We start from the raw sequence: 26,894 nt of genomic DNA on the forward strand, positions 1-26,894 counted from the left end.
TAGGGCACGCCCTTTCGATACCATCCCACACGCAAGTGGGCTGGGCTATGCTTCGTAAACCCAGCCCACTTGCTCGGGCCTTTAGTCATCGTAGGAAACCTTCGTTGTCTTCAGTGTGCCTGTGAACTTGAAGGGTTTTTGGTCATAATAGAATTCAGAGACGGGGGAGCCGAGGTCGCTACCTAAGTCGAGGCAGTCATTCGCTGTGAACGTTAGCGGAGCTGAGCGAGGCACCTGACCGCCAGCGACTTTTTCACCGTTCACTTTCAATGTAATCTCGCCGACAAGGTTTGGCTTGACGAGCCTGAACTTGCTGACGACTTCAAACTGAACTTCCCCGGCGGGCACTCGTTCCTTTGATCGGAACTTCGTGCGTTCGATCTCGAATAAGTTGTACTCATAGCAGAGGTAGCCGTCATCTAGGTAGCATGTCAGCCCACCAGAGAAACCACCCAAAGCGTAGAGCACACCGTTCGCTTTCTCAGGCACGATGGCTTCGATAGTCACAGTATTCGGTCGGGCCCCGAGCGCTGGAGCGGCGAATTCCGGCATTCGGGTGATGGCACCACTAAAAGTCCATTTGGTATATGGAGGAGCGGGTTTGTCTTCGGGATGCAGCACCGGCACCCAGAGACCTCCACCAATTGGCAAGTTTTTGTTCTTTGTCGATTCGATCAAGAACAATTCTTTCATATCCCGAACCTTCTCAGGCATCTTCGCTGCCAAGTCGTTGGCTTGACTCCAGTCCTCTTCTAAGTTGTAGAGTTCCCAAGTGTCGTCACGTGGGTCCCACACCGACAGGTCCGGCGAGCCGGGCGTCCAAGGCGTACGGGGGCCAAACGTGCTAGCGATCCAACCATCGTGGTAAATTGCTCGGCTCCCCATAATGTCGAAAAACTGCGTTTTCCGCTGACCTTCCGCTTCGGGGTCGCTGAAAGTGTATCGCAAGCTGATTCCGTCAATCGGATCCTGAGGTACACCGTTGATCTCACGAGGCGGGGTGATATCTAGGATTTCGTAAATCGTCGGTGCGATATCGACGACGTGATGAAACTGAGGTCGTGGCGTTTTGTCAGCTCGTAGTTTTTTGGGCCAGCTCACTGCCATCGGCTGACGCGTTCCGCCGAAGTGCGCAGCGACTAGTTTTGTACTCTTGTAAGGAGTACTCCCCGCCCATGCCCATCCAGCGTGATACATGTTGTCAGTTTTTGCCGTGCCTAGCACGTCGAGACCACCCAACTGATTGAGAGCCCGAATATGGTCTTCGACTTTCGTTGCAATGCCGTTTTGAGCTAGCAATTCACTGATCGTACCGTGTTGGCCTTCGGCACTGGAGCCGTTGTCCCCCCAAATATAGAAGACCAGCGTATTGTCAAGCTTCTCTAGCCGTTCGAGCTCGTCAATGATTCGCCCCGCATGATGGTCGGCATGTTCTGAAAACCCAGCGAACACTTCCATCAGACGGCGTTGGAACGGCTTTTGATCTTCGGGGATTGAGTCCCAAGCGGCTAGCGAATCGGGACGTGAAGTTAGTTGGGTGTTCTCTGGAATCCAGCCAAGTTTCTTGGCCCGTGCAAACACCCGGTCGCGATACTTGTCCCAGCCATCGTCGAACTTGCCTTTGTACTTATCAGCCCACTCTTGCGGAACCTGGTGAGGACCATGGGATGCTCCGGTAGCCCAATACATAAAGAAAGGTTTATCCGGAGAAAAAGCCTGTTGTTCACGGAGCCACAGAATTGCATCGTCGGCGATATCTCCCGTCAAATGATACTCGCTGCCGTCGTCAAGCTTTTCAGGAGTCTCAACGCTAGTGGTGTTTCGAACTAGATGCGGTTCATACTGCGAGGCCTCACCCGCTAAGAATCCATAAAAGTACTCAAAGCCGTAGCCTGTTGGCCAATAATCAAACGGGCCTTTCGATGTTGTTTGTGCCGCTGGCGTATTATGCCACTTCCCCCAAGCCGCGGTGTTATATCCATAATCTTTAAGCACCTCGGCCAATGTGCCGCTCGACTTAGGAATCGTGCCGCTGAATCCATCCCAATCGTTGGCTAGTTCAGCGATCTGCCCGTTGCCGACTCGCGTATGATTGCGGCCAGTCAGTAATGATGCCCGCGTCGGAGAACACATTGCCGTCGAATGAAAACGATTGTAGGAAATCCCCGCGTTTGCAACTCGCGAGAGATTCGGGGTATGGATTTCACCTCCGTAGGTATCGGGGGTTCCTGGTCCAACATCATCGATTAAAATGATCAAGATATTTGGTGCATCCGCTGGAAGTCGGCGTGGTTCCACACGTTTCTTGTACACCGATTCCTGCATCGTAGGACCAGCAACAGATGCCGAAGGTGTTGGCGGGAACGGCAGCAATTCTTGCGCATGATTCAGTTCGGTCAATAGCAGCGTCATACTGCAGAATATCAGCGCACTAAGCTTCCTTATCATCTCGGGCTCCAGCAAAAGTAAAATGCATTGAACTAGCTGACCGCAAACACAGTGCAATCAAGCATATCCGACTAAAAATCCGAACAGCCGAAGATTGAACATTTAAAGATATGCCATCTCCAGCTGGCATGGCCCGACCAACACCGGCATAGCATACCGAGATGCACCTACAATGTCATCTTTAACCTCGGGTCCGCCCCCGAAATTTACAATTCTCCTTACTGCTAGAGAACCGATATCATAAACGCTAGGTTGTACAACTAGCTTGCGTCGCAGTATGAGGCATTAAACCTCTGCAAGTCACCGGGCGAGAGCGAGTTTGGAATGTGTAACGTGTGCAGGAACAGTTAATATCCAATGAATATGCAGCGAAAATCACCATACTCAAACGACACCGGGTCTAACCCAGCTGATATGCATCAATGCTGTCGTTAGTACCTAAAAGCGGACTGTGATCGTCTTGAAGCCGTTTTTTGATTCGACAGTCTTTGATTGATGCGGAATTTCAAGGAGCATGTGATCGGAGAACAGCGGGATGCCGTTTCCCAGTTTGACTGGAAGTTGTGTTACGCAAATTGTGGTGATTAGTCCTCGATCCAGGAACGCAGACGCCAACTGACCACCGCCGAGCAACCACATATGCTTCACACCATAACTCGTCGCAGCATTGATGAGTTCTGTCACTGAACTGGTGGCATGCAGATTGGCGTTGGGAAGTCGGTCCAGAGGTTTGCTCGTACAAACCCACGCGGGAGCGGCTCCGTAAGGCCAAGCACCAAAATCAAAGACGAAGTCGTAGGTCTTGCGGCCCATTGCGATCCCGTCAATTTCGGCCATGAACTCCGTTATGCCGGTTTCCTCCAGATTGATGTCTGCCTGTTCGAGCCAAGTGACATCGCCATCGGGACGTGCAATCAACAAATCCTCACTCGCCGCGACATGATAGGTAATCTGCATCAGACCGCTCCTCAAAATCTGCACCACTTGGCATCACCGATCAGACGCGGCAGGTGTTGGCGCGGGGATCTCTGAAACGAGGACGGCCGTGTTAGGTTCTTTGCCAGAGTAAAACGAGAGGTAGTGAGTGTCACCAATTTTGGTTGCGTTGACGTTGCCAGCATCGAACTTCACTCGACTACCAACCGCCACCGCTTCGGCATCTGGCCAATCGAGCGGATGACCGAGAATCTTTTGGGGATCGACAACACGACGACGAAGAACACCTTCGCCGCGATGATAGTAATAGTTGCTCAAGAGTCCGGTTTCTGTATCGTAGACGAGACTCGGTGTCGAGGCGGCGACATCTGTGATGTTGGTTTGCGAACGTGTCCATGTGACTCCATAGTCTGTGGATTCCAATTGAAATTGAGATCGCACCGTCGAAATATCGCCTAACTCAGTCCGAGCAACTGCAATGATTCGGCCATCGCCGAGATAGGCTGCAGACGGCTCGGTTGGCCATTGCGATCTGGCCAAATCCGACTCGACCGTATTCTGCGTCCAAGTCGTTCCGTTGTCGCGACTTGTCAACGTTCCCCACGCGTTCGGCCGTTTACCGCTATAGCTTCCACCGAACCAGAGACACATCAGACCGACCTCGGGAACAGCAAAGACATCGGTAATTTGAATGGGCTGGACTTCAAATTTCGGCGTCGCTACGAGAGTGAATGTCACACCGTCAGTGGTCCGATACAAGTCGTGCTGCCAATCCGGCCCCACTCGTCGCACCCAAAGCAACATCGCCCCATCGGAGTCGAGCCCTTTTCCGACTGGAACTTCACCGTAATTCGGCGTATCGGCGACGACCGTTTCTGGCGTCCAAGTTTTCCCACCATCAGTGGAAGTTCGGGCATAAGTTGCGCGGGCGTCTTCACTAATGGTGTGCTTCGCACCGCGACTGTAAGTACAGACGAGTTTCTTACCAATAGCCTGCATCATTGGCCAAGAATTATAGCCATTCACATCTTGCACCACATGAGACTTTTTAACCTTGGCGACCGGAGTGACTTTAACCAATGCTAAGCCGGTCGGACGAATAAAAGTATCCGCTGGATCGCCAGGCTCCCGCTGAATACGGATCGCAAGAGGTGCATTCGGAACAACCTCGTAATAGGGGTCTAATAGGATCGTCCGAGTCTGAAACGGAGCATCTGGAAGTTTCGTCCGCACCGGCCGGCCTCGATAGTACTGAGACGTGAACGACGCATTCTCGACCATCTGCGACAGGTGAACGCGGTAAACGTCCTCGAATCGACTGCTGGTCGAGGCATCGGTTGTGGTGACAACGATTTCAACCTTCACGGCGGCACAGTCATCAGGAAGTTCTCCGACAAGACCGGCGACAGACTGCCCAACGGTTCCCCCGGACATCGACCAAATCGGAATATGGACCGACCCCTTCGACATTGGCACAAGCGATGGCTTGCCTGTTGCAATCGACAAGTCATTCGCAGCCAGCCATACGGACGGTTTGCTGTTCGACACGGTATTCGCAGGACGCGTCGGACTTGTGTAATCCTCCTCCGCAACCCCCAATGTCGCAAACGCCCCAAAGGCAACAGCGATAACTGCAATCGGTTTCAATTTCACCAAACTCTCTCCATCACAGTTGAACTCACTCGTCCTCACACTAGCAGTTCCCTGCTAGCTGCCATTCAGTGTGAAATATAGGGACCGCTGCACTATCCTAGTCCGCTCACTAGAACGGTTGTGCGGCTTTTTCAAATCTCTGGCTGACACTTCCTGATAGTTCGATGTTATCGGGATCAAGAACTTGCACATCTGAGCCTGCTGACAGATCTACCTTCGCGAGATCGACCCAAATGACGTTCGGACTCGTGGTCAACTCAAAGAAGTACCGCCGGCCATTCAGATTGGTGACCGTACGATACTCGGTATCATAGATCGTTCCGACTCTCTTGTAAGGCGCGTTGAAAGGAACTGAAGCATTCCGAGCGATGGAAAACACAGTCGCGATCGCGGCCCGTTCGTCCTGGGGCTCTCGAAGCGTTTGCAGGAAATAGTTCGCCCGCACAAACCGATCAATTGGATTCACGTTTCCTGGTAACGGCGTCTCGCGTGTTGCGTCCTTGAAATTCCACTTTTCCAGTTGGCGTAACTGCTCATCGTACGGCGGGTCATTGGTCATCACTCGATGTTCCGGCCCATGGTAGATCTTCAGTTCACCGGCAGCGTATTCGATGATGGCCGAGTCCCCCGTTGCGTCTTCAATCGCAAGATGCAAGGACGTCTTGAACCCGCCATGCTCGACCATGACCGGTTGAATCTGTTCATGCAGCTTCAATGCCTCTTCCACGGTGGATGCGTTGTCGAGCAAATACTGTCCCCAAAGCCCTGCGTGAACTCCCGCTTTCTCTGGATCGCGTGGCCCAAAATCAGTCGCGGTGAGAAACAAGAGATGCATTCCCAAGCCGACTTCGTTGATTCCATCAACGGAAGCAAGCCCGTAAGCCGAAACCACGACCGACCCATACTTCGAAGTCCACTTGGCTGGATTCTCCGCAATGACGTTCACAGGTCCGACACGCCCACCATCTCTCGCGAGACCTTTAGGAAGGATATAAATCCTTGGTTCTGTCGATTCCGCCCAATCCATTGTTCGGCCGACAGATGTCGCCACCGTGTTGGTATTCCACAAGATCCGCGTACACATAACAAACAATGACTCCATGAACGTTCAATGTAACAGCAGGCTGCGTGATTCATTCTCGTTCGTGAAGTTTACTCGCATTCGCGGTTTCTTTGTAGCCGTCGGCAGACTGTCACAAAGTTAATCAACCGCTTCATTGACATGGTGGGCAAGATATGCAATCGCCGTCGCGGACGCACCCAATACCAAACAAATTGCACTCCATATCACCAGCAGCATGGCTGTCGATGGAGCTTGGTATTGCAACCACAGAGAAAAACGGCCTATGGAGATGAAACGAAGAGCAAACATTAACGATGTGCCACACCCGTAAATATACGTGACGGAATACTTTGCTCCAGCAGTCGCAAGGCGACACGCCCCAAACATCAGGACAGCGAATGCGGGAGCAATTCCGGACCAATTGTTTGAGTGGCTGGTCGCGGGCATCGTAAGGAGAAGAAGGAGGAACGCTATCGAATAAAACGTAATCCATATAAAAGCGATTGAGCGCCGATTTGGCATGTCACTTGTTCGGGCAGTAGCAGACGCGTGATACGGATTCTGTTCTTCGGTCATAGCACCGCACGAACCTCGCCAGTCGAAGACAGTAGGGTGCGTTGCAACGCACCATCATTGACGTGTTCTCCAAAGTGGTGGGTCACGACGCACCCTACGACTACTTCGCATCGTCAAGTGTGATGCCGGGACCGTGAATACGTGTCAACAGATCATGTAATTCGTTTAGCGTAGACTCACTCATGTGTTTTTTGTTGGCGAAGGCCCTATTGAATAGTACAGGTTGCGGCTATTGCTCCGAACGGTTCGAACGCAAGTAGTCGAGAACGATTTGATTTGGCTCTCGGCTTCGCCAATGACTATCTGTGCCATCAGCGAGTGTGATGACTCGAAAGCGTGCAGTCTCAGCGTCTTTTGACTGTGCCAACAATTGTACTGGATCAACCTGCCAATTAACTTCGGTGCGGGTCGACAATTCGGCGAACGACCAGGACTGTCCCGAACGCTCAATACATATTTGATAGTCGTCCCTGAGATCTTCCCAGCCCTGCGGCCACTGATTGTTGTTGGATTTCATGTGTTCAACGACCATGTTGGCGACCCACCAGACCGCGTACGAATTGCGAACACCTTGGTCGAGGCGGTGGAGATAATATCCGGCAGCGAGAATAAGGGCGGCGGTGACTAAGCAGCCAATTAGTAGCGTTGAGCGCTTCGTATTTCCAGATTTCGGGTCTGCAATTGACATGACTCCGGTCTTTACCAGCGAACGACTAAGGTCACCCAGCGGGTGCCACTGCTGGCTCGTCCAGCAGTGCGAGTATAGAGTGAATGACAACAGCCGTGTCTGCCCCAATGCAGGCCCGGCTTCTCTTCGTTTCTAGTTCCGCTGACAGTGAGCGATTTAATACGAAGTTACAGGGTGACGCTCCGTTAGTCCTGCTTATGGTGCTACCCTTGGGGCAACGATCTCGAAGCGGACTAGATCACTCGCCGCGCGGGATGCCATGCTCATCGTCTGCCTTGAGCATGCTTCAAACCACAAACACCTGCCGGTCGCCAGATAACTTTGCCCCCCCAAAGCACTGCTGGACGAGCCAGCAGTGGCACCCGGCGTTTCGCTCTACGAGAGCTGAATTCGCCGTATCGCATCAGTGATCAACTCACGGGCTTCTTTGTTACAGTAGTTAGGATAGGTTCGATTAGCGGCAGCGCGAAGTGACGGTAACGCATCGCTAGCGATCGGCCCCAGGAGGCCTAATGCCTCGACAACCACAGTTGGATCTTGGATTTCAGAATTATCCAATAGTCGAATCATTAACGGGATGAAGAAAGAAATATTATCGCCTGGGCCAAAATCAATCACGTATTGCGCATATCGTTCAACTTCGATGTAAGGTGGACAACCACGGAGCAGTCCCAAAGCAGTTCGTTCAAAAACATCAATCCATGTTTCGAGTCGTCTTGTGTCGTCTGGCGTAATGAGGTTGTTGCGTTGAAGCATGCCGTCGGGGTGGATTCCCCAAAAACGCATTGATGACGAAGTTGACCAAAGCGATTCGATAAGTGGTCGGTCGACCATCTCTGCATTGTGAATACGTTCGCCGACAACGAGCAGTGCTTCCATGACAACATGGAAATTGCCCTCGATCAAACCACGATACGGGCGAAGCATCCCGCAAAAACCCGTATCCAAAAAGATCGGTTCTCCGGCCTGATCGAAAAAACCAGAGCCGTGCACCAATAGTAAATGTCTGGCTTCGTCATAGTTCATTGGTGTGTGAGTTTGCAAAGTTAGCTAGATCACTCGCCGCGCGGTGGCCGTAACATCAGCGTGTCGGTGCCCTCCTCCGGCGATTTGTTGTCGAAGAGGACGCGGTAGACTTCGGTGGTGATGGGCATGTCGATGCCGCGTTGTTCGGCGAGTTCGAAGACGCTACGGGTGGTCGTCACGCCTTCGGCGACGGCGTCCATGCTTTCGAGGATTTGATCGAGCGTTTCACCTTTGCCGAGACGTTCGCCAACTTTGCGGTTGCGGCTGTAGGGACTGATGCACGTGGTGATCAAATCGCCGATGCCGGCCAGTCCGGAGAACGTACTCGCTTCCGCACCGAGGGCGACACCGAAGCGGGTCATTTCGACCAAGCCGCGGGTGAGGAGTGCACTCTTGGCGTTGTCTCCGTAGCCGAGACCGTCGCAAATCCCGGCGGCGATCGCGATGACATTCTTCAATGCCCCGGCGAGTTCCACGCCGACGATGTCGGAGTTCGTGTAAACGCGGAAACGATCGGTGCTGAAGATTTCCTGCACGCGTTTGGCGAGTGTCACATCGCCACTCGCAGCCACGACGGTCGCGGGTAGACGACGGGCAATTTCCTCGGCATGACTTGGGCCACCGAGCGTCACGACCGGACGGCTGCCGAGCACATCCTCGATGACTTCACTCGGTCGCATGAAGGTTTGGTTCTCGAGCCCTTTGATCACACTGACCACCGATCGGTTGCCGGTGAGGTGCGGTTTGAGACCTTCGAGTGCTTGCCGAAGGAACTTCGTGGGGATCGCGATGACGAGAAAGTCCGCATCGGCAACGGCGGCGTCGATATCACTGGTGATTTCGACGGAGTCCGGAATCGGCACTCCCGGTAGCAGGCGACGATTCTCACGATGCGTCCGCATGTCGGCGGCTCGGTCGGCATTCCTCGCCCACAAGGAAACGCGTTGATTGGGGTTTTCGGTCAGCAATGTGCAACAAGCCGTCGCCATTGCTCCGCCGCCAAGAAGGGCAATTTTTGTCGTCATGGGTGTCCGCTTGTCCGGCTGGCGAAAGATAAAAGCCGCTTGAATAGGAATGTCCCGAAGTGTTTTTCCGACATTGATTCAGAAAAAACATTTGCGAGCATCGGATTCTGGACCTAGGTTCTTGCATGGCCCACTCTCGACCGTATCACGGTCTTCTGTGTCTGCGGTGAGAACAACCTCAACTGTGCGTCGACGCACCTCCGCGAGACAGAACCCGTTACGGTTCAATGTGAACCGCTCTAGGAGTAGTTTAATGAATACCGTGACCGAGCAGAAGTCAACGTCGTTTGTCGATCGTCGTGAAAACCGCGATTCCAATTATTCCGGCCCGAACCGCCGACAATTTCGAGACTCGCATGACACGCTGCGTCCTGAGGTCCGAGAACTCGCCGAAGCAGTCGATGAATACAAGGCTGTGAACCGCCGACGGTTCATCACGTATGAAGAATTGCTGAGCGTGATCGAACGTCTTGGCTATCACAAGTAGAAATGCTCGCAATCGGACAAATCTCGCCAATTGAAGAGAATTCTTCAGTCGACATTTGGCCGACGAGCGCTACCATACCTGGTCGAATGAAGAATTCGTCAACCGAATACGTTTTCACTGGAAGGCGATCAGGATCGGTAGCGTTACTCTGAAAGGAATCAGATGATGTTGGTACTCACACGGAAAGTGGGCGAGCAAATCCAGATTGGTGAGGAAATTCAACTCACCATTACGCAGATCAAGGGCGATCGAATCCGCTTGGGGATTGCGGCTCCACGGGAAGTCTCTGTGGTTCGACGCGAGTTGCATTCTCCAGACGAGGCAACCGACTTTGCGACGGTTGGCCCGGAGTAATCACGGGAACGACAACCCGTTTCGGTGGAGCGGGCGTGCTTGGCATCGGTTGAGTTGACGCTGGCAACGGATTTTCTTGCCTTCGCCCCGGTACGATAGTTGGCCAAACTCTTGGTGACGTCGACGGCTCCACCTGTTCGGTTCTTGGCTGAGTCGCTGACTGTGTTCGCGATGACCACACCCCTTGCGGTGGTGACGTGGAATCCTCCTGCGGGATGGCATCTCGTAACTGCGAACCTGACTTCCCTTGGGACTCCCACTGCGTGATGGAGTCCTCGAACGATTGCGGCGTTGAATCCGGGACGGCAGCGAACTGCGGTGGCGGAATCGTGCGAGCCGGTCGAATTTCCTGCGGAGCTTGTTGCCATACCACACGGGATGGCGTTCGCGAATGCTGCGGCAATGGCGTGGATGTCGAGCTTCCCACGCCGCTCGGTGGCGTCATGATTGTCGGCCGCGGAGTCAACTCCTCGTGATCCAACAGTTGGATCGGTGAACGACGGCTGGCGGTTTCCGCGAGATGCTCTCGTAAGATCCGTCGAAGTTCGAGAATTGTCCTGGGATGTCGATGGACCTTACTGTGATCCGCTTGCACGACGATCTCGGATGCCACATCCTCACGGTGAGCACTCAAATATGCGACGACGCCATCGCTGTTCTGTTCAAGCGGCCGATCTTTGTGTTTCACCCCAACCACGTTGTGGTAGATCACGCCTGGCGGTTTTGGCGTGCTGTGCATGACTTGGAGGATCGGTGAATCCGGTGAGAGCGAATCGATGCTGGTCGATCCTCCCAACGGACCGTGGTGCCGAAACGCACGCGGATTGAGCGTGAGCAACTCTTGTGTGGTCTGCAACGTAAATTTCGGAATAGCAATGAGCCGTTTGGCCAACCATTTCGTAAACGAATTGGCGTATTCGCTGCCCTGGTGCGGACTAGCAATCGTCACTACACGCCGCACCGCCGAGTCCCCGTCAAAGTAATAGAGCCGCTGAAGATCGCGTTTGACCTCATCCGAGGCACTCACCTGAGCCAACGGCGTATTGCTGACGGCAGCCCAATAATTGTCCTGACTGTCGTAAGTGATCAGTCGAGAAATCAGCCCACCCATACTGTGACCGACGACAACCATCTCATCGAGTTGATTGTCCGGATCGCGACTTCCAAAAGTCAGACGAACCTCCGCCAGATCCTCTCGCAAGTCCGCCGCGGATTTCCAGAATGGTTCGGCAGTCGGGTACAAATAGAACCAAAACTGATAGTTTTCCCGCAAAATGGGATCGTTGCGTAGGTCGTTGAAGGCTTCCATCCAGGTCATTGGGCTCGACCACAGACCGTGCACCATCAGCACCGGAATTTTCCCCGGCTGATACGGTTGTACCATATACAACCCGGCCACTTTGCGAATCTTCTCCGGCCGAAGCAAACCGAAGGTCTCTACCTGATGGACCTCGGGATTGTCGAGCAAATACGCCAAGGGCGTACTGACATCCGATTCGATCGGCACCGCACGGTCGGCAACCCGCACTTGTTGAATTTCCAGCGGGTCGTAAAGTTCGACCGTGACTCTCAACCGATCGTTCCCGGTCGCAGATTCCTGCTGTTCCAACCGAAGAAAAGCCGTCACCGGGAAGCTAAACCCTTTGGCGTAATACTTTTCTACCTCCGGACGATGCACACCCGATCGCCGAATCGCGATCAACGGAACTCCAAGACCACTCTGCCGATGATGGTTCGCCAACCGTTTCAGGTTGTAGTCCGAGACGAACTGAAACGACTCGAAATCGTCGGCTTGCCAATTAAAACCGCGTGGTTCGATCGAAACATCAATCGTTCGCCCACAGCTTTCGATGCTGTATTGAGTTCCCGGCGTGAACCGACCGCGGGACTGTGCAATCCGCAAGCACTTTTCCAAAGCCGTGTTGTAGACAACACTTGCGCCACGGAACTGCGGATCGTATGGGTTGCGTCCGTTGTCCAGACGTGGATCGAAGAGATACCCATACGCGAACGCCACCGCATTCATGTAGAAGTCGGCTGCTTGGTCGGGGTTGAGCAACTCCGCTTTGGCGGCAGCGACGTAACTCAATTCAGCCAAAGCATATGCAGTTTCCGGGGTTGGTTCGGTATCGTGGAATTTCGATAACGCTTCGATCGTTCCCCCGATATCGCGTCCCCCATCCGGTGGCAACGCATACCGTCGCAACACCGAAACGGTTCGCTTGCTCGGTTTCGGACCACCACGTGCATAGAGATTCAACGTATCTGCAAGCGGATTCCGGGGTTCGGACCGCAACTCAACGAAACGATCCGACGCGCACCCAGTCAGTAGATGGACCCCGAGCCAACCGATCACGAGGGCAATCATTTGCCGACGGATCGCCGCATTCACAGAGCATCTCGCTGAACCGCTCATGTGGCACACGAGAAAAAAGGAGTCCGAAGAGTGGGATTGGTGGTTATATCAATGGTAAGATCAAAGCAGGTGATATCAGCAGAATGGGTGGGAAGGATACGTATTTCCGAAACCGCGTCAATGTCAGCCGAACGGAGTCAGTCGGAACCACCATGCTCGCCGAAGCCTGCGACAACCTTGCGAATAAGCCAAGTGTCGGGTTCGTATGCGAAAACGATGATTGGTCGAAATGGCGGCTTTTTTTCACTCTCAGGGCAACATCGGTGGAAAATAGTTGTCAAACGCCGACCCAGACGTTTAACGTAGTACGTTGACTAAACGCGACACGTCCCGACCGGAATACCGAACGGCGGCCGCATGATTGACGAGGGAAATCGCATGTTCCGAACTCTACTGGTTTTCGCAGTTGCATTTGCAACCCGATTTCCACTCGCCCCACACGACTCCGACGCGCTCCGTGCCGAAGAAGTCGTGACGGCTTACCGGAAGTTACTGCCGGAATCCATCAACGACCTGCGTGACTTGGAAAAAGCCGTTCGGAAAGTCACCAAACGTGTCATCAAAAGCACGGTGGGCGTTCAAGTCGGTCCATCTCAAGGCAGCGGAGTGATCGTCAGTGAAGACGGCTATGTCCTGACGGCGGCTCATGTGGTTGGCGGAAGCAGTCGATCGGTGGTCATCACCCTTTCGGACGGTCGAGAGGTCAAAGGGACGTCGCTGGGTTTGAACGCCAAGAGCGACACCGCACTTGTGAAAATCAATGAATCTGGCACATGGCCGGCCGTTAAAATGGCCGAATCGAACGATGTGCGAGTTGGCGATTGGTGCTTGTCTCTAGGACATCCCGGTGGATACCAAGAGGACCGGCCTCCAGTGTTACGGGTGGGACGCGTCCTGCTGAAGTATCGCCAGGTGCTGCAAACCGATTGCACGCTCATCGGTGGTGACTCCGGCGGCCCGCTGTTCGATCTCAACGGCGAAGTGATTGGAATTCATAGCCGAATCGGGGAACGAACAAGCTGGAACTTTCACGTCCCCGTCGAATTGTATCGAGAAAATTGGGACCGGCTCGTCGTCGGGCGACCGTTTGATTTGGCTGAGGAATCCCTCGAAGTGGCTTACCTCGGAGTCGGCGGCGACGATCACCAGCAAGGCGTGCTGCTCACCGTCATCGGTGCCGACACCCCAGCCGAAGCCGCCGGGCTGAAAGAAGGCGACATCATCGTAAGTGTCGACGGAAACGCCGTCACTGGTTTCAACAATTTGGCTCGGCGAATACGGCGTTATCAACCCAACGACAAGGTTGTGCTCGAAATCATTCGAGACGACGAAAAGCGTAATCTGACGGTGAAATTGGTGGGTCGTCGAGTGACTGCCGAATGACCCATTCGAGTGTCTCCACTCGTCGTTCAATAATTTTCAAGCTGGAAACAAACCGAGACGGTTCAACCTGGAATAAGCATATGGGAACTCAGACCGGTCATTACACTTCTCCTTTCCGTCGGCTATTGCAATCGTGCTTGTTACTCGCCGGGTTGTGTCTTTGCCCGACTCTAGGGTCGGCGGAAGAAGCGTTGCGGCCGGCGTTCTACAAGAATGCTCCCGCCTTTCGCAGTGCGTTCAGCCGGGTGGTGGCAGACGTCAACACATCGGTCGTTCGGGTGATTTCCGATGAACGTCAACGGGCGTTGGGAACCATCGTGGATGCCAGCGGGTACATCCTCACGAAAGCCAGCGAGTTGCGTGGGGATATTGAAGTCGAACTCCGCAATGGGAAAACCTATGCCGCTGATTTGGTTGGTATCGAAGAAGACTACGATCTAGCGATGCTCAAGATCACCGCCGATAACTTATCAGCCGTGAGTTGGGCCGCCGAAGAAACTATTGAGGCGGGTCAGTGGTTCGTCAGTCCGGGAATGGATGATTCGCCATCATCGATTGGTGTCGTCAGCGTTCCCCTCCGCAAGCTACCGCCCGCACGAGGCATCTTAGGAATCGGCATTGAAAACACGCCGGACGGGACCACGCAAATCACCACCATTTATCCGAACAGCGGTGCCGAACGGGCCGGGCTGCGGGTTGGGGATGTCGTTTCGCGGGTGGCTGGCAAATCGATTCGCTCTGCCGATGCCCTGGCAACGGAAATCGGTAGCCACCGGCCTGGCGAGATCATCGACTTGGAAGTCACTCGGAATGAGAAGTCACTCACCATCCGCGCGAGATTGGGACAAGCCGAGCCACGAATGTTGTTCGATCGGCAGCGTTTCCAAAACCGAATGGGTGGCAAACTGAGCCGACGTCGCACGGGATTCCCCACCGTCATTCAGCATGACTCGGTACTGGACCCGCAAGAATGTGGCGGACCGGTTTTGGATATTTCGGGAAATGTGATCGGCTTGAATATTGCCCGTGCCGGCCGCATTGAATCCTACAGCGTTCCCGCGAGTATCGTACTCAGCTTGCTCGACGACCTGAAATCCGGCAAGCTCCGACCAGAGACGCCGGATGAACAACTCGTTTCCGAGAAAGCCGACCCGATTGACGACGTCAAATAAGGGGCAGCAGTGGAAACGGGTTTTCAAGAACCAAGGTACCGAGCGTAGAGTCCGCGTGCGACCGCGGGATCTTCCGTGCCCTGAATGATCGCGCGACCGTCCCGAAAAACGGTAATTTCGTAGTCGGGGTCGCTCAGCGTGAGACGCAACAGAAATTTGTTGGCAGTCACTGGGCCAAGCCCTTTCAGTTTTTCAGCCAACCGTTCAAAGTCCGGTTTGTTGGTGTTCGGCGGGGAGACTTGAACCGAGTTCCGTCCGCAAAGGATCGTGCTCTCGGCTCCCTGTTTTCCCTCGAGCCAATCTCGTTTTCCTTCGTGACAAGCGGGGCAATTCGACTGTTCGCGAAGGTTGGCGACATTCATCTGTCGCAAAGTGCCATCCCAGACGTCAACGATGGTCAGCTTCGGTTCGACCGCATCCCGTCCGCCAGCGAGAATTTTCATCGCCGTCACCGCTTCGAGCGATGCCACAACATTCACCGCCGGCCCGAGCACACCCGCAGTGTCGCAAGTTTCCGTGGTTCCTGGTGCGGGGACCGATTCGATTAAGCACCGCAGGCACCCGGTCTCGCCAGGGAAAATCGGCATGGTCTGTCCGTGACTGCCAATAACGCCCGCATAGACCCAAGGCAACCCGGTGGCGTGCGAAGCATCGTTGATCAGAAATCGAACTTCAAAATTGTCCGTGCCATCGAGAATCAAATCGACATCGCTGGCAAACTGCAAAATGTTTGTGTGATCGATATCCGCGACAATCCCCTGCACGTCCACATCGCGATTGATCCGACGCAATTTCCGCTCCGCCGCCACCGCCTTGGGAAGTTGCTGCGCGATATCATCCTCGTCGAACAGCACCTGTCGTTGAAGATTACTTAATTCGACGAAATCCCGATCAACGAGACGAACACTACCGACACCCGCACGGACAAGCGATTCAGACAGAACACTCCCTAAAGCGCCGCAGCCACAAATCAAGACCCGACTCCGAACAAGCGCTGCCTGCCCCTGCTCTCCCAACCCGGTGAACAAAGTCTGCTTGTGGTAGCGATTATGCATTGAAGTCTGAGTTGGCGGCACGATTGCGTCTGACTTTCCAACGAACATCTTAACTTGCAGGTTCTTGCTGCAGTCATAGCGGGTTCGAATTCGACTTTCAATCTGTGGGTACTTATCCGTTGAACGCAAGTTTATTGTGCAGCACTGCCCACGATGCCTACACTCACCACCGCCAACATATCAGCAGTTTTTGAAATATCTTCAAAAAATACTGGCGAAATTGAACAGCGGGCAGTACGATCGAATCCATCAAGCAGACGGCATACGATTTGCGTTTTTCTAAAATCGGATGATCTATCCGATGCAATCAGTGCCAACGTAATCCTTTTTTGAATGGCATTCGTCCTTCATCGTTTTCGGAATCAATTCCAATTTCACTTCCTTACTCTCTAGGAGCAAAGCATGCGTAGGTTACGTTCTGGGTTTACGCTTATCGAATTACTCGTCGTAATTGCCATCATTGCAATTCTCATCGCACTCTTGTTACCTGCGGTGCAACAAGCGCGAGAAGCCGCCCGGCGAACACAGTGTAAGAACAACCTCAAGCAACTGGGTTTGGCTCTCCACAATTACCATGACACCCATCGAATTTTCCCACCGTCCGCGATGAACCCAGGGGAATCGGGATCGGCTGCTTGGATTCCTTCCGGCCAAATCCGCAACCACACTGGCTATATGTTTATTCTGCCCTTCCTTGAGCAGAACAACCTACACGAGCAAATTGACTTCGGCCGGGCAACCGGGCAAGCGGACTGGGAGAGCGTTGGTGGCGGTGAATATCAGCCTGTCACCGAACAGAAAGTCGCCGTCTTTCAGTGTCCATCGGATACCGACTTCGATAACCCGCACAACTACACGACCCAGAATATGTATACCGCACAAAATGCCTATCGTGCGAGCTACGGTTTCGTCTCTTGGACGACCGAATACAGCATGAACAAGTACAAGATCACATCTGGTGCTGAGTCGGCTTTTGGTTTCAACGGTGCTGCTCGAATTGCAGACTTGGCTGATGGTACGACCAACACGCTTTTGATGATCGAAACGCCATTGCGAAAAACAAGTACGTCATACGGGCCGTACTGGAACATGTACACTCACACGCACGTTATCGTTCCAAGCTACGGGATCAACAAACCGTATTCCGCAACCAACCCACTCCAATATGCTTGGCGAGCCGGAAGTGCGCATCCCGGTGGATGTCAGGCGTTGCTGGGCGATGGCTCAACAGTCTTTCTCAGCGAAAACATGGATCAAACAACCCTCAACAGTATGGTTTCCATCGCTAAGGGTGAAGTCATTAGCAACAACTAATCGGCATCGCAATCTCTAGCGTAGGCCAGTCCAAACACGCGACCGAGTATGAAACTAAGACAAGACATCTTAGTGAATGCCGTTTGAAACCAACGTCCAATCGTTTGACTCAATCGGGGAAGTTGTCGCACTCTTTGTCTGCTCGTCTTCGACGGCTGACCTGACTAGGAGGCTTCCCCGACTATTTTGCCGGATCCTTATCAATACAACCGCAGCAAAAATATAGTTTGTGGAGCCTCAGAAGAATGCCGCTCAGGACTAAGATGCGTTTTTTTGTTTCGATGGCGATGTTGCTGTCGATGACACTCGTTCTCAATGGATGCGGAGGGGGAGCCTCGGATGTGCCTGACGTGTATCCCGTGTCAGGTCTTCTCAAAGTCAATGGACAACCCGTTGCCGACGTGCAGGTGACATTCCAACCAGACTCAGGGCCAATGTCTGTTGGAGTCACTGACGAAGAGGGCAAGTTCGAGTTGCTACTTAACGCTGATACAATGGGTGCTGTCGCCGGTCAACACACCGTCAGCTTTAGCAAACGCGGTGGTCCCGCAGGCACGGATGAACTCATCCCGCCGCAGTTCGGAACTCATAGCCAACTCAAAGAAACCGTGTCCGCTGATGGAGAAAACGAATTCGAGTACGAAATCTCCGCTGAAAAGCTCTGAGTGAGAAATTCAAAGTCCTGATTACCCCAAGGCGACACGTATCAGTCGATACTCAAGCCGCAACATATGAAAAGAACTTCGACGAACTATCGTCGAAGTTCTTTTTCATTTCGAATGGGACTGTCAGACGAACCTTGACCCAGACTTCAAACGTTCGCCGTTTCCGTGGCTAGTTCTTCGTAAGCGGCAGTGATGATGTCGGCTGTTTCATCCCAACCGATGCAGCCATCGGTGATCGAAACACCATACTCGAGTTTCGCGGGGTCATTGAGCTTCTGATTCCCGGCGTGCAGATTACTCTCAAGCATCATGCCGATCACGGTGTCGTTGCCGCCAATTCTTTGTGCCAGCACGTCTCGCCAGACATCACCTTGCTTGCGGTAATCTTTGTTGGAATTTGCGTGACTACAATCGACCATGAACCGTGAAGGCAAGTTGGCTGCCGCGAGTCGTTCGGTGGCATCTTGGAGATGCTTGGCTGAGTAGTTTGGGCCCGATCGCCCCCCTCGCAGAATCAAATGGCCGTCTGGGTTGCCGGTTGTTTGCACGATGCAGGTTTTTCCCTCCGCGTCGATGCCCAGAAACGAGTGTTCCGCACGGGCCGCCCTCATGGCATTAATGGCCACGTCCAGATCGCCGTCGGTACCGTTCTTGTAACCGACTGGCATAGACAGCCCGCTGGCCATCTGGCGATGCGTGGGGGACTCTGTCGTGCGTGCGCCGATCGAAGCCAACGAAACCAAGTCGGCAATGTACTGCGGGGTGATTGGTTCGAGCATTTCCGTCGCCGCGGGCAATCCGAGCTTGGCGATTTCGAGAAGAATCTCACGGGCGCGGCGGAGACCAAGACCGATGTCGAAAGTGTCGTTGAGATGCGGATCGTTAATCAACCCCTTCCAACCGACCGTGGTTCGCGGTTTCTCAAAGTAGACCCGCATGACCAGCAACATTCGGTCGGCAACCTCGTCCGAAAGTTTCTTCAGACGCCGGGCGTATTCCAATCCGGACTCACGATTGTGGATCGAACACGGTCCGACCACCACAATCAAACGGCGATCTTCCCCCGCGAGGATTTGCTTGATACTTGCACGAGCCGTATCCACGCCATCATAGAGTTTTTCGCTTGCGGGAAGTTCGGTCTTCAGATCGTTCGGCGAAACAAGCGGCACGGTGTCTCGAACGTGTAAGTCTTGGGTCTCTGGCATGATCAATTGAACTATCAAAACGCGAACGGGCAGAATCCATAACGGCGACGATCATCCCGACGCATTTTCAGCGGTGGATGTTCGCGTTTATCTTAGACTGTTCTTGTGACCTTGCAAAAGGGAGAGAAGCGTGCGATCTTACAATTCTTCCTGCAAACCCAGCCGGAAGGTCTTGAAAAGACCGAATCACTTCACCGACTTTTGGGACCATACCCCCCAGCAAAGGCCCATGTTTGACCGATTGTCACATAACATGACCAGCCTACCAGACTTGCGTAACTCGATGGGATAACCGATTTCGATGGCCCGCTGCGACGAAGGCTACCTCTGTGACGTGTGCGGTGATGAAGTCAAAAACATCATCGAAAGCGATCTGTACCTTCGTTACGTGCTTGGTGAAATCGATTCACGGTCACTTCTTTCGGGCGCGGAACGACACATCCGCTGCAACCCGACACAGGCCCAATTCATCGTTGACGAAGCTTTCAAACCGGTCGTGGTATCCGGCCCATTTTCCAAGACGGAGTTGGATGCGGAGTCCGTGCGGGAGCGAGAGGAGTTCGTTACACGCGGCTGGCGACGACTGCGAGAAGTTCACCGTCTCGGGTTGCCGATCAGCGAATATCCGTTGGCAAAAGCCGATCGAAAGCCAAGCTGATGAACCTGTGGAAAGCTGCCCCTGTATTCTATTCCCGAAGCGTCGGCTGAGCACGAGTATCGACAGTAATGAATCGCCCCCTACGTGCCGATCGTCGGATACACCGATTCCGCCCTCAGCGGTCGCGTTTTTCCTCGGGGATTTTCACAGTTGCTGCGTTGTTGTTCCTGCTCACGCTGGCAGGAACGGTTGGGCTGAAGACCGTCGTCAACGATGCCACGTGGTTCGACTGTTTCTACATGGCGATCATCACCCTGACGACCGTCGGGTTCGCCGAGACCGTGGAACTGGGCCAAGCCGGCCGGTTGTTTATTGTCGGGTATTTGATCGTCGGTATCGGTGTGTTCACGTATTGCGCGTCGCAAATTGGCAGCTGGATTGTCAACGTTCAAATGGGACGCTTGCTCGAAAGGCGGAGGATGGAACGCGAATTGGCAAATTTGAGAGATCATTACATTATCTGTGGCCTCGGAAGAATGGGCGAGATCATCGCCTGGAAACTCGACCAACGTGGTTTGCCGTTCGTCGTCGTTGATATCAACGAGGATGTGCTCGATTCGACCTGCACCGAAAACGGTTGGCTCTTCGTGTTGGGTGATGCCACGGATGATGAAGTACTGCAGAAAGCCGGCATCGAACACGCCGCTGCATTGACCACGGTTTTGCCGACCGATGCGGATAACGTCTACGTTACGTTGTCTGCACGAATGAACTCCGCAAAGATCCAGATCATCGCCCGATCAAGCACCGAAAAGGCCGTTCAAAAATTGGAGCGAGCTGGAGCCAATCGCGTGGTGAGTCCCTTCACGACCGGTGCGATGAAAATTGCTCGGTTCATGCTGAATCCGGCGATCGAAGACTTCTTGGAAGTCGCCGACCACCACGGGAACGAACTGGAACTCGCCGACGTACAGATTGACGAGACCAGCCCGTATGTCGGTCAACGACTGATGGAAACGGACCTCCGCGAACGAGGAGTTATGATCGTGGGAATCCGTCGTGCGAGTGGGGAACGATTGATGCCCCCGCCCGGCACCGCAGCGATACAAGCCGGGGATAGTCTCTTCGCGTTCGGCAGCAATCAGGCTATTAGCCGACTCGTTGAAAGAGACGACTAAGCCGTATCACCACGTTCTGTGTCTGTGCGATCACAGCACAGACCTGCGAGAATCTATCGTCGCATACAGGCGAGCCATTCACCGTTTGCGAAGAACGTACATCACATCTTCGCTGTCGGGTCCGATGGTGACCGGGCGTTTCAAGTCGTACGTAAAGTCGTAGGTATCAAGAATCTCCCAACATCCGGCATCGTCGATCAACTTCTGCATCTGCTTGGCAGAGTAAGTCCGAAAGATGGTTTCATCTTGAATTTGAAACTGTCGGGTCGGTGTGTAGATATCGAACGTCATTCCGATCCGCTCTTCGCGTTTCTTTTCGTCGATACCTTTTGACCACAGATACGAATTCACCGCCAGATGCCCACGTCGGGCAGACCAGGCTTCATCGGAAATCGCTTCGCCTTCGCTCGGCTTGAGATGCAACCCCAGCAAATACAGCCCGCCCTTTCGCAACACATCCCCGACGCAACGCAGATGATTCCGAGCTTCCTTTTCACTGAGGAGATGGCGGAAACTATTGATCGGATTGAAAGCCGCGTGGAATAGCGATCGCGTTCCAAAATCGCGAAGACGGAAGTCACTCATATCCCCAACAATGGCGGGAGGAGCGTAGCCGTTACGGACGAACCGCGCGTTGCAGAACTCGACGGCCTTCTCGTTCAAATCCAAGCCAGCGGTCTCGTAGCCTCGCCCTGCCAGACGGACAAGCAGTCGGCCAGTACCACAGGCCGGTTCGACCAAACGCTTGATTGGTCGGTTGCTGTATTTCTCGAAACACCCTAGCAGGAAGCGAAATTCCGCCGCCCAATCCGACCCAAAAACGAGGTCGTAATATTTGGGAAAGTCATAAAGGTTCTGCTGGATGACTTCCGGCATGCGAATTCTGTCGATCTGACCAGGTGATGACGAAACTCGTGGTCAAAGTCTGCCACGAGGCGAACAAGGTTGATCGTGATCGTAGCCAGTCGGTTCCATTTTGGAAACCATTGCTCGACATCTTCAAGAACGTCTCAAGCAAAATGCCTATAGAAAAGCCTCTGACGGAGTCCGTTCCGCCGTACGAGGCAAATGGACGAAAACTGACGGGGGCCGTCGATCATCACCCATTCATTCAGCGCCATTCCATGGCGTTCAGCATTCAATTTTCATGTAGACTCAACAAGATTGCGGAAGATATGCAGACCAATGGCATGTTCCGAACGATCAATGGTTTCGCATCACAGCTTGATAAGAAAGCGATCAGTTTTGGAGAGAACCCTCCCCGCTGGTCACGGATTTTGTGACCCAAAAAATACTGTACCTTCCTCGCACTCTGTCTTTGCTTAGAGAGAGATTTTCAAAGGATGTCGATCAAGTAGGAGTTGGATTGGCCAGCCGTCTGGATGTGCCTAACGTGTTGAAAACTGACCGTTGACCAACACTCTACATATCCCGATGAGCCAGTCAAGTAATTGGATTGAGGTGATACATCGAATGACCGAGTAGAATACGCGTAGGTTGTTATGCTGTCTCTAATTGGATCAATTTGAAGAAATTTTAACCCCTTCATGGAATGGGCAATTTGGAACAATTTGTTCACGATCCTGACACCAATTCATGGTAGAGACTGTCGTACCTTTTCGCGAACTTCTCCCACGTAAACTCTTTCCGACACATATGTTGTGCCGCTTGCGCGATCTTGTCGGCTTCGTTTTGATCATTCAAAATTGACACCATCGCGGATTGGCAACCCGTTAGACATTCACTTTCGAACAGGCTTCCGGTGACGCCGGGATCAATTAGTTCGGTCACGCCGTCCACTGCCGATGCCACCACGGGCAGCCCGGCAGCTTGGGCTTCCAGAACGACGTTTGGCATCCCCTCCCAACGCGATGGCAACACCAACACAGTTGCCCGCTGCATCAACGCCGGAATGTCAGATCGGCTCCCTAAGAACTGCACACGATTCTGCAATCCGAAGGACAGCGTTTGGTTCCGTAATTCCGTATCGAGCGGTCCACTGCCGACGAACACAAGACGCGTATCGGGGAAATCGGACGCCAGACCCGCGAACGCTTTGAGAAGCAAGTCGGGATTTTTCTGCGGGTCGAGTCGGCCGACGAACAACAGCACTCGGGAATCCGCTGGGATGCCGACTTCGGAAAGATCAGCCGGACGTGCGGAGGCGAATCGCTCGGCATCAACGCCGTTGGGAATGGCGATCAGCTTTCGTGTTGGCAGGCCACCGACCTCGGCGGAGAAGTTCGCCACGCTTTGACTCACACACGCATGGTGTTCGACCAGAAAGTCAGTCCAACGGTCGAGGCGAAGACGGAGTCGACTGCGACGTTCCGCCACCCGGATGCCGGAAACGACATGCGGCACACCGGCCAATCGAGCCGCCACTCGACCTGCCATGTTCGCGTGATACAACCAAGTTTGTAGAATTTCTGGACGGAATCGGCGAAGTGATTTCACAAGCCGCCACAGGACTCGGAAGTCGGCTCGATGACGTACACCGAGACACTCGACATCAATCTCCGCGTCTCGCAACTCATTGACTAACTCCCCTTCCCCCGACAAACACAGCACAAGCGGCTGCCATTCCCGACGATCCAAACGCCGGACAAGCTGCACAAGTGCGTTCTCTGCCCCACCCCGATCCAGCTCGGTGATGCAGAATGCGATTCGACGGTGAGACGGCTCGGACGAAGAAACCTGGGACATGGGCCGATTCTAATGCTGTTTCGAGGAAGATTCAGTATACTGAGGCCAAGTTTCCTCCCAAGTTCTCCCCCACGCAACCGGCTATGGATCAACTGTCCGACTACGACTACGAACTCCCTGCGGAACTGATTGCCAGTCATCCGTTGCCCCAGCGAGATGCGTCTCGGTTGTTAGTGGTCGACCGGGAACGCCAGCGGCTCGAACACCGTTCGATCGCCGACTTGCCGGAATTTTTGCAACCGGGAGATTCTCTGGTTGTGAACGACACGCGAGTGCTGCCGGCTCGGTTGATCGGTCAACGGACCGCTACCGGTGGTCGCTGGGAAGGTCTGTTCCTGAACACAACCACCGATGGCGACTGGCGACTAATGGGGCAAACACGGGGTCGGCTTCAGATCGGTGAAACCGTGACGGTCAACCCGATTCACCCCGACCGTGCAACCGACGACGCTCAACTTGTGCTCACCCTCATGGAGCGTGCCGACGACGGTGTTCAGATCTGGCATGCGGAAAGTGACGAATCGGCAATCACGCTGCTGAATCGGTTCGGCACCATGCCATTACCTCCGTACATGCAGCGAAAGACGGCGGACTCATCCGACTTTGAACGCTACCAAACCGTGTATGCGCAACATGCCGGTTCGGTCGCGGCCCCCACCGCCGGGTTGCATCTGACCGACGAACTTCGCCAGCGGTGTCAGCAAGCAAAAATTGGTTGGGAACAAGTCACGCTGCATGTCGGGATTGGAACGTTTCGTCCGATCAAAACCGAACGGCTCGACGAACACGTGATGCATCGCGAGTGGTGTGCGATCGACGAGGCGACCGCGAAGCGATTGCAAGCCGTCCGAGATGCGAACAAGCGGGTTGCTGCCGTCGGCACCACCAGCGTGCGAACACTGGAGACTGCCGCAGCGAACGGCACGATTCAAGCCTTCGAAGGCGAAACCGATCTGTTCCTCCGACCGGGATCGGAATTCCATGCGGTCGATATCTTGCTGACGAACTTCCATCTCCCGCGTTCATCGCTGCTAGTTTTGGTATCCGCGTTGGCTGGACGCGAACTCATCCGCGAAGCGTACAAGGAAGCCATCCGCGAGCGATACCGCTTCTTCAGCTATGGCGACGCGATGCTGATTCTGTAACCTCAATTTTCTTGATCCGACTCGATACCATGCGAAGTTTCTCGTTGATGATGGCTCGGTTTCTCGTTTCCGCGTGGTGCGGTGCGGCGATTCTGTATGTGATCGTTTCAGTCACCGAAATTCGCTATCCGCTGTTCGACTCTCGTATACGAGACATGCTCGCGTTCGTGCGATTTCCACCGTACTACGTCTGCGGTTTTGCGACGATTGTGTTCGCGTTGATTTTCAATCTGATCGCCATCGGACACCGAGCAATCGGCGAACGCCGTAGCTTGATCTCATTGGGCATAGTGACAACCACGCTCGCATTGATGACGCTGGATTACTACTTCGTGTACAGGCCGCTGTCGGAAATGATTCGCCCACCCGGCGGACCGAAATCCAGCGAGTTCACGAGTTATCATCGTTGGTCGGAAATCATTAACACAGTCGAAGTCGTGCTGTGTCTAATCGCGGCGGGAGTGTTGAATTGGCCAAGAACCGTCGATGACAACGAATCATCATCCACGCGGGTCTCTACTCAGTGAGATGAAAGAGCCGTTTGAGTGCGTTGAGCAAACCGTCTGGTGGGCCGGCTTTCGCTTCGTCTTTCAACACAGACAACGGTGGATGCAACAGCTTGTTGATGATCCGCTCGACGGTTTTTTCAATGGCTTGCTGATCGGCTTCCCCGAGGTGAGGCAACTTTCCGAGCAGTAAATCGACTTCCTGCTGCCGAATCGCGTGCCATTCTTCACGCAACCGCTGGATAATCGGCCCGGTGGCACGGTGATAAATATTGTGCATGAACTTTTCGGTTTCGTCCTGCACAATCCGTTCGGCTTTTTCGATCTCTTTCGCGCGGGTGTTACGGTTCCGCTCGCAGGTCGCTTCGAGATGGTCGATGTCGTAGAGAAAAACGTTCTCGTCCAACCCGCCAATTTCGGGTTCGAAATCCCGCGGGGCTCCCAGGTCGAGAATGAAAACGGGTTTGCCGTCGGATTGCTCACGGATCTGCCGGAATGTTGGCACATCCATGATCGGTCGATCCGCACCGGTCGTGCTGACGATCACATCGGCTTTGGCCATCCACGTGTGAAGCTCATCCATGCCCGCCGCCGAACCGCCCCAAGTTTCCGCGAGCTTGGCGGCACGTTCAGGGTTGCGGTTGATGACGACCACTTCGCGGACACCTTCGTCCTTGAGATACCGCAGCGTTTCCTCGGCCATTTCGCCAGCACCGACGATCAATACAAGCTTGTCATCAAAGCGGTCGAAGATGCTTTTGCCGAAATCCCCAACCGCAACGCTCGCGATCGAAACTCGGCCGCGTTCCACTCCCGTTTCGCTGCGAACCCGCTTAGAAACCCGGATCGCCCCTTCGAACAAGGCACACGTCAGCGGACCACAGGCATCGTTCTCCTGGGCACGCCGATAGGCTTCTTTCACTTGATTCACAATCTGCGGTTCGCCGAGCACCATGCTGTCGAGACTGCACGAAACTTGGAACAAATGCCGCACCGCTTCCGGTCCTGCATGTCGCAGTAAGTCGTCTGTGAAGACATCCAACGGAACGTTGTGAAACTCGCTAAAGAACTGAGCGATGTCGTCGCGCGAGGGGGTCGGCCCGGTTCCTTCTTGTGCGGTATAAACCTCGACACGGTTACAGGTGGAGACCACCACCATTTCCGAGGTGGGAAACCGATTTCGCAAGGCTTCATACGCTCGCTGAACCTGTGTTTCAGTCGCGAAAGCCAACTTCTCCCGTACGGAGAGATCGGCGGTATGGTGATTGCAATAAACGACTTGTAAATGCATCGGC

22 protein-coding genes and 1 pseudogene are annotated in these 26,894 nt (G+C 53.8%); 10 read left to right on the forward strand and 13 right to left on the reverse strand.

Features of this window, described 5'->3' with window-relative positions:
* Positions 1 to 81 precede the first annotated feature (81 nt).
* From G6R38_RS16890 to G6R38_RS16920, 7 genes are all read right to left on the reverse strand, one after another.
* Positions 82 to 2,412, reverse strand: a complete 2,331-nt coding sequence (locus tag G6R38_RS16890) for an arylsulfatase (RefSeq protein WP_166828392.1) — start codon at positions 2,410 to 2,412, stop codon at positions 82 to 84.
* Between the two features lie 474 nt (positions 2,413 to 2,886).
* Positions 2,887 to 3,405: a dihydrofolate reductase family protein gene (locus G6R38_RS16895; RefSeq protein WP_166828395.1), complete on the reverse strand. Its 519-nt coding sequence runs from the start codon at positions 3,403 to 3,405 to the stop codon at positions 2,887 to 2,889.
* Positions 3,406 to 3,438: 33 nt separating this feature from the next.
* Positions 3,439 to 5,037, reverse strand: a complete 1,599-nt coding sequence (locus G6R38_RS16900; protein ID WP_206028618.1) for a sialidase family protein — start codon at positions 5,035 to 5,037, stop codon at positions 3,439 to 3,441.
* 109 nt (positions 5,038 to 5,146) lie between these two features.
* Positions 5,147 to 6,139 (reverse strand): linear amide C-N hydrolase, encoded by a 993-nt coding sequence (locus G6R38_RS16905; RefSeq protein ID WP_315852360.1) that lies wholly within the window; start codon positions 6,137 to 6,139, stop codon positions 5,147 to 5,149.
* A 766-nt stretch (positions 6,140 to 6,905) separates the two neighbouring features.
* Positions 6,906 to 7,364: a hypothetical protein gene (locus G6R38_RS16910; RefSeq protein ID WP_166828413.1), complete on the reverse strand. Its 459-nt coding sequence runs from the start codon at positions 7,362 to 7,364 to the stop codon at positions 6,906 to 6,908.
* A gap of 375 nt (positions 7,365 to 7,739) precedes the next feature.
* Positions 7,740 to 8,390, reverse strand: coding sequence for a hypothetical protein (locus G6R38_RS16915; RefSeq protein WP_166828417.1), 651 nt, complete (start codon positions 8,388 to 8,390; stop codon positions 7,740 to 7,742).
* A 29-nt stretch (positions 8,391 to 8,419) separates the two neighbouring features.
* The gene (locus G6R38_RS16920; RefSeq protein ID WP_166828421.1) at positions 8,420 to 9,415 is read right to left on the reverse strand and encodes an NAD(P)H-dependent glycerol-3-phosphate dehydrogenase; all 996 of its coding nucleotides are present in this window, start codon (positions 9,413 to 9,415) and stop codon (positions 8,420 to 8,422) included.
* A gap of 253 nt (positions 9,416 to 9,668) precedes the next feature.
* On the opposite strand from G6R38_RS16920, the gene G6R38_RS16925 reads away from it, so the two are divergent.
* Positions 9,669 to 9,902 carry a hypothetical protein gene (locus G6R38_RS16925; protein WP_166828428.1) on the forward strand — a complete coding sequence of 78 codons (234 nt, stop codon included), beginning with the start codon at positions 9,669 to 9,671 and terminating at the stop codon, positions 9,900 to 9,902.
* Positions 9,903 to 10,067: 165 nt separating this feature from the next.
* Positions 10,068 to 10,256, forward strand: coding sequence for a carbon storage regulator (locus G6R38_RS16930; protein WP_166829138.1), 189 nt, complete (start codon positions 10,068 to 10,070; stop codon positions 10,254 to 10,256).
* Positions 10,257 to 11,100: 844 nt separating this feature from the next.
* Here the strand turns inward: G6R38_RS16930 and G6R38_RS28460 are convergent.
* Positions 11,101 to 12,672: pseudogene (locus tag G6R38_RS28460) on the reverse strand (esterase/lipase family protein); the annotation flags it as partial.
* A 378-nt stretch (positions 12,673 to 13,050) separates the two neighbouring features.
* Here G6R38_RS28460 and G6R38_RS16935 point away from each other — a divergent pair.
* Positions 13,051 to 14,055 (forward strand): S1C family serine protease, encoded by a 1,005-nt coding sequence (locus G6R38_RS16935; protein ID WP_166828433.1) that lies wholly within the window; start codon positions 13,051 to 13,053, stop codon positions 14,053 to 14,055.
* 80 nt (positions 14,056 to 14,135) lie between these two features.
* On the forward strand, positions 14,136 to 15,227 hold the full coding sequence (locus G6R38_RS16940; protein ID WP_166828439.1) for a S1C family serine protease: 1,092 nt from the start codon (positions 14,136 to 14,138) through the stop codon (positions 15,225 to 15,227).
* 23 nt (positions 15,228 to 15,250) lie between these two features.
* Here G6R38_RS16940 and G6R38_RS16945 read toward each other — a convergent pair whose 3' ends face one another.
* Positions 15,251 to 16,282 carry a ThiF family adenylyltransferase gene (locus G6R38_RS16945; protein WP_166828444.1) on the reverse strand — a complete coding sequence of 344 codons (1,032 nt, stop codon included), beginning with the start codon at positions 16,280 to 16,282 and terminating at the stop codon, positions 15,251 to 15,253.
* 402 nt (positions 16,283 to 16,684) lie between these two features.
* On the opposite strand from G6R38_RS16945, the gene G6R38_RS16950 reads away from it, so the two are divergent.
* Positions 16,685 to 17,596 (forward strand): DUF1559 domain-containing protein, encoded by a 912-nt coding sequence (locus G6R38_RS16950; RefSeq protein ID WP_166828450.1) that lies wholly within the window; start codon positions 16,685 to 16,687, stop codon positions 17,594 to 17,596.
* A 263-nt stretch (positions 17,597 to 17,859) separates the two neighbouring features.
* Positions 17,860 to 18,261, forward strand: coding sequence for an Ig-like domain-containing protein (locus G6R38_RS16955; protein ID WP_166828455.1), 402 nt, complete (start codon positions 17,860 to 17,862; stop codon positions 18,259 to 18,261).
* Positions 18,262 to 18,407: 146 nt separating this feature from the next.
* On the opposite strand, the gene G6R38_RS16960 is transcribed toward G6R38_RS16955, so the two are convergent.
* Positions 18,408 to 19,466, reverse strand: coding sequence for a 3-deoxy-7-phosphoheptulonate synthase (locus tag G6R38_RS16960; RefSeq protein WP_166828460.1), 1,059 nt, complete (start codon positions 19,464 to 19,466; stop codon positions 18,408 to 18,410).
* A 301-nt stretch (positions 19,467 to 19,767) separates the two neighbouring features.
* Between G6R38_RS16960 and G6R38_RS16965 the strand changes: the two genes are divergently transcribed.
* Positions 19,768 to 20,124, forward strand: a complete 357-nt coding sequence (locus G6R38_RS16965; protein WP_166828463.1) for a hypothetical protein — start codon at positions 19,768 to 19,770, stop codon at positions 20,122 to 20,124.
* A gap of 68 nt (positions 20,125 to 20,192) precedes the next feature.
* Entirely contained in the window at positions 20,193 to 21,242 is a 1,050-nt protein-coding gene (locus tag G6R38_RS16970; protein WP_166828466.1) for a potassium channel family protein, read from the forward strand.
* A 78-nt stretch (positions 21,243 to 21,320) separates the two neighbouring features.
* On the opposite strand, the gene G6R38_RS16975 is transcribed toward G6R38_RS16970, so the two are convergent.
* Both G6R38_RS16975 and G6R38_RS16980 read right to left on the reverse strand, forming a co-directional pair.
* Positions 21,321 to 22,118, reverse strand: coding sequence for a class I SAM-dependent methyltransferase (locus tag G6R38_RS16975; protein WP_166828469.1), 798 nt, complete (start codon positions 22,116 to 22,118; stop codon positions 21,321 to 21,323).
* A 699-nt stretch (positions 22,119 to 22,817) separates the two neighbouring features.
* Entirely contained in the window at positions 22,818 to 23,948 is a 1,131-nt protein-coding gene (locus G6R38_RS16980) for a glycosyltransferase (protein ID WP_166828472.1), read from the reverse strand.
* Between the two features lie 83 nt (positions 23,949 to 24,031).
* Here G6R38_RS16980 and queA point away from each other — a divergent pair, with 83 nt between their 5' ends.
* Both queA and G6R38_RS16990 read left to right on the forward strand, forming a co-directional pair.
* Positions 24,032 to 25,093: a tRNA preQ1(34) S-adenosylmethionine ribosyltransferase-isomerase QueA gene (gene queA, locus G6R38_RS16985; RefSeq protein ID WP_166828475.1), complete on the forward strand. Its 1,062-nt coding sequence runs from the start codon at positions 24,032 to 24,034 to the stop codon at positions 25,091 to 25,093.
* Between the two features lie 29 nt (positions 25,094 to 25,122).
* On the forward strand, positions 25,123 to 25,620 hold the full coding sequence (locus tag G6R38_RS16990) for a hypothetical protein (protein ID WP_166828478.1): 498 nt from the start codon (positions 25,123 to 25,125) through the stop codon (positions 25,618 to 25,620).
* Here G6R38_RS16990 and hemA read toward each other — a convergent pair.
* The gene (gene hemA, locus G6R38_RS16995) at positions 25,610 to 26,890 is read right to left on the reverse strand and encodes a glutamyl-tRNA reductase (protein ID WP_166828481.1); all 1,281 of its coding nucleotides are present in this window, start codon (positions 26,888 to 26,890) and stop codon (positions 25,610 to 25,612) included. The genes G6R38_RS16990 and hemA overlap by 11 nt on opposite strands.
* Between the last annotated feature and the right edge of the window lie 4 nt (positions 26,891 to 26,894).

The sequence above is a fragment of the Thalassoroseus pseudoceratinae genome (assembly GCF_011634775.1).
GTDB classification, from domain to species: Bacteria; Planctomycetota; Planctomycetia; order Planctomycetales; family Planctomycetaceae; genus Thalassoroseus; species Thalassoroseus pseudoceratinae.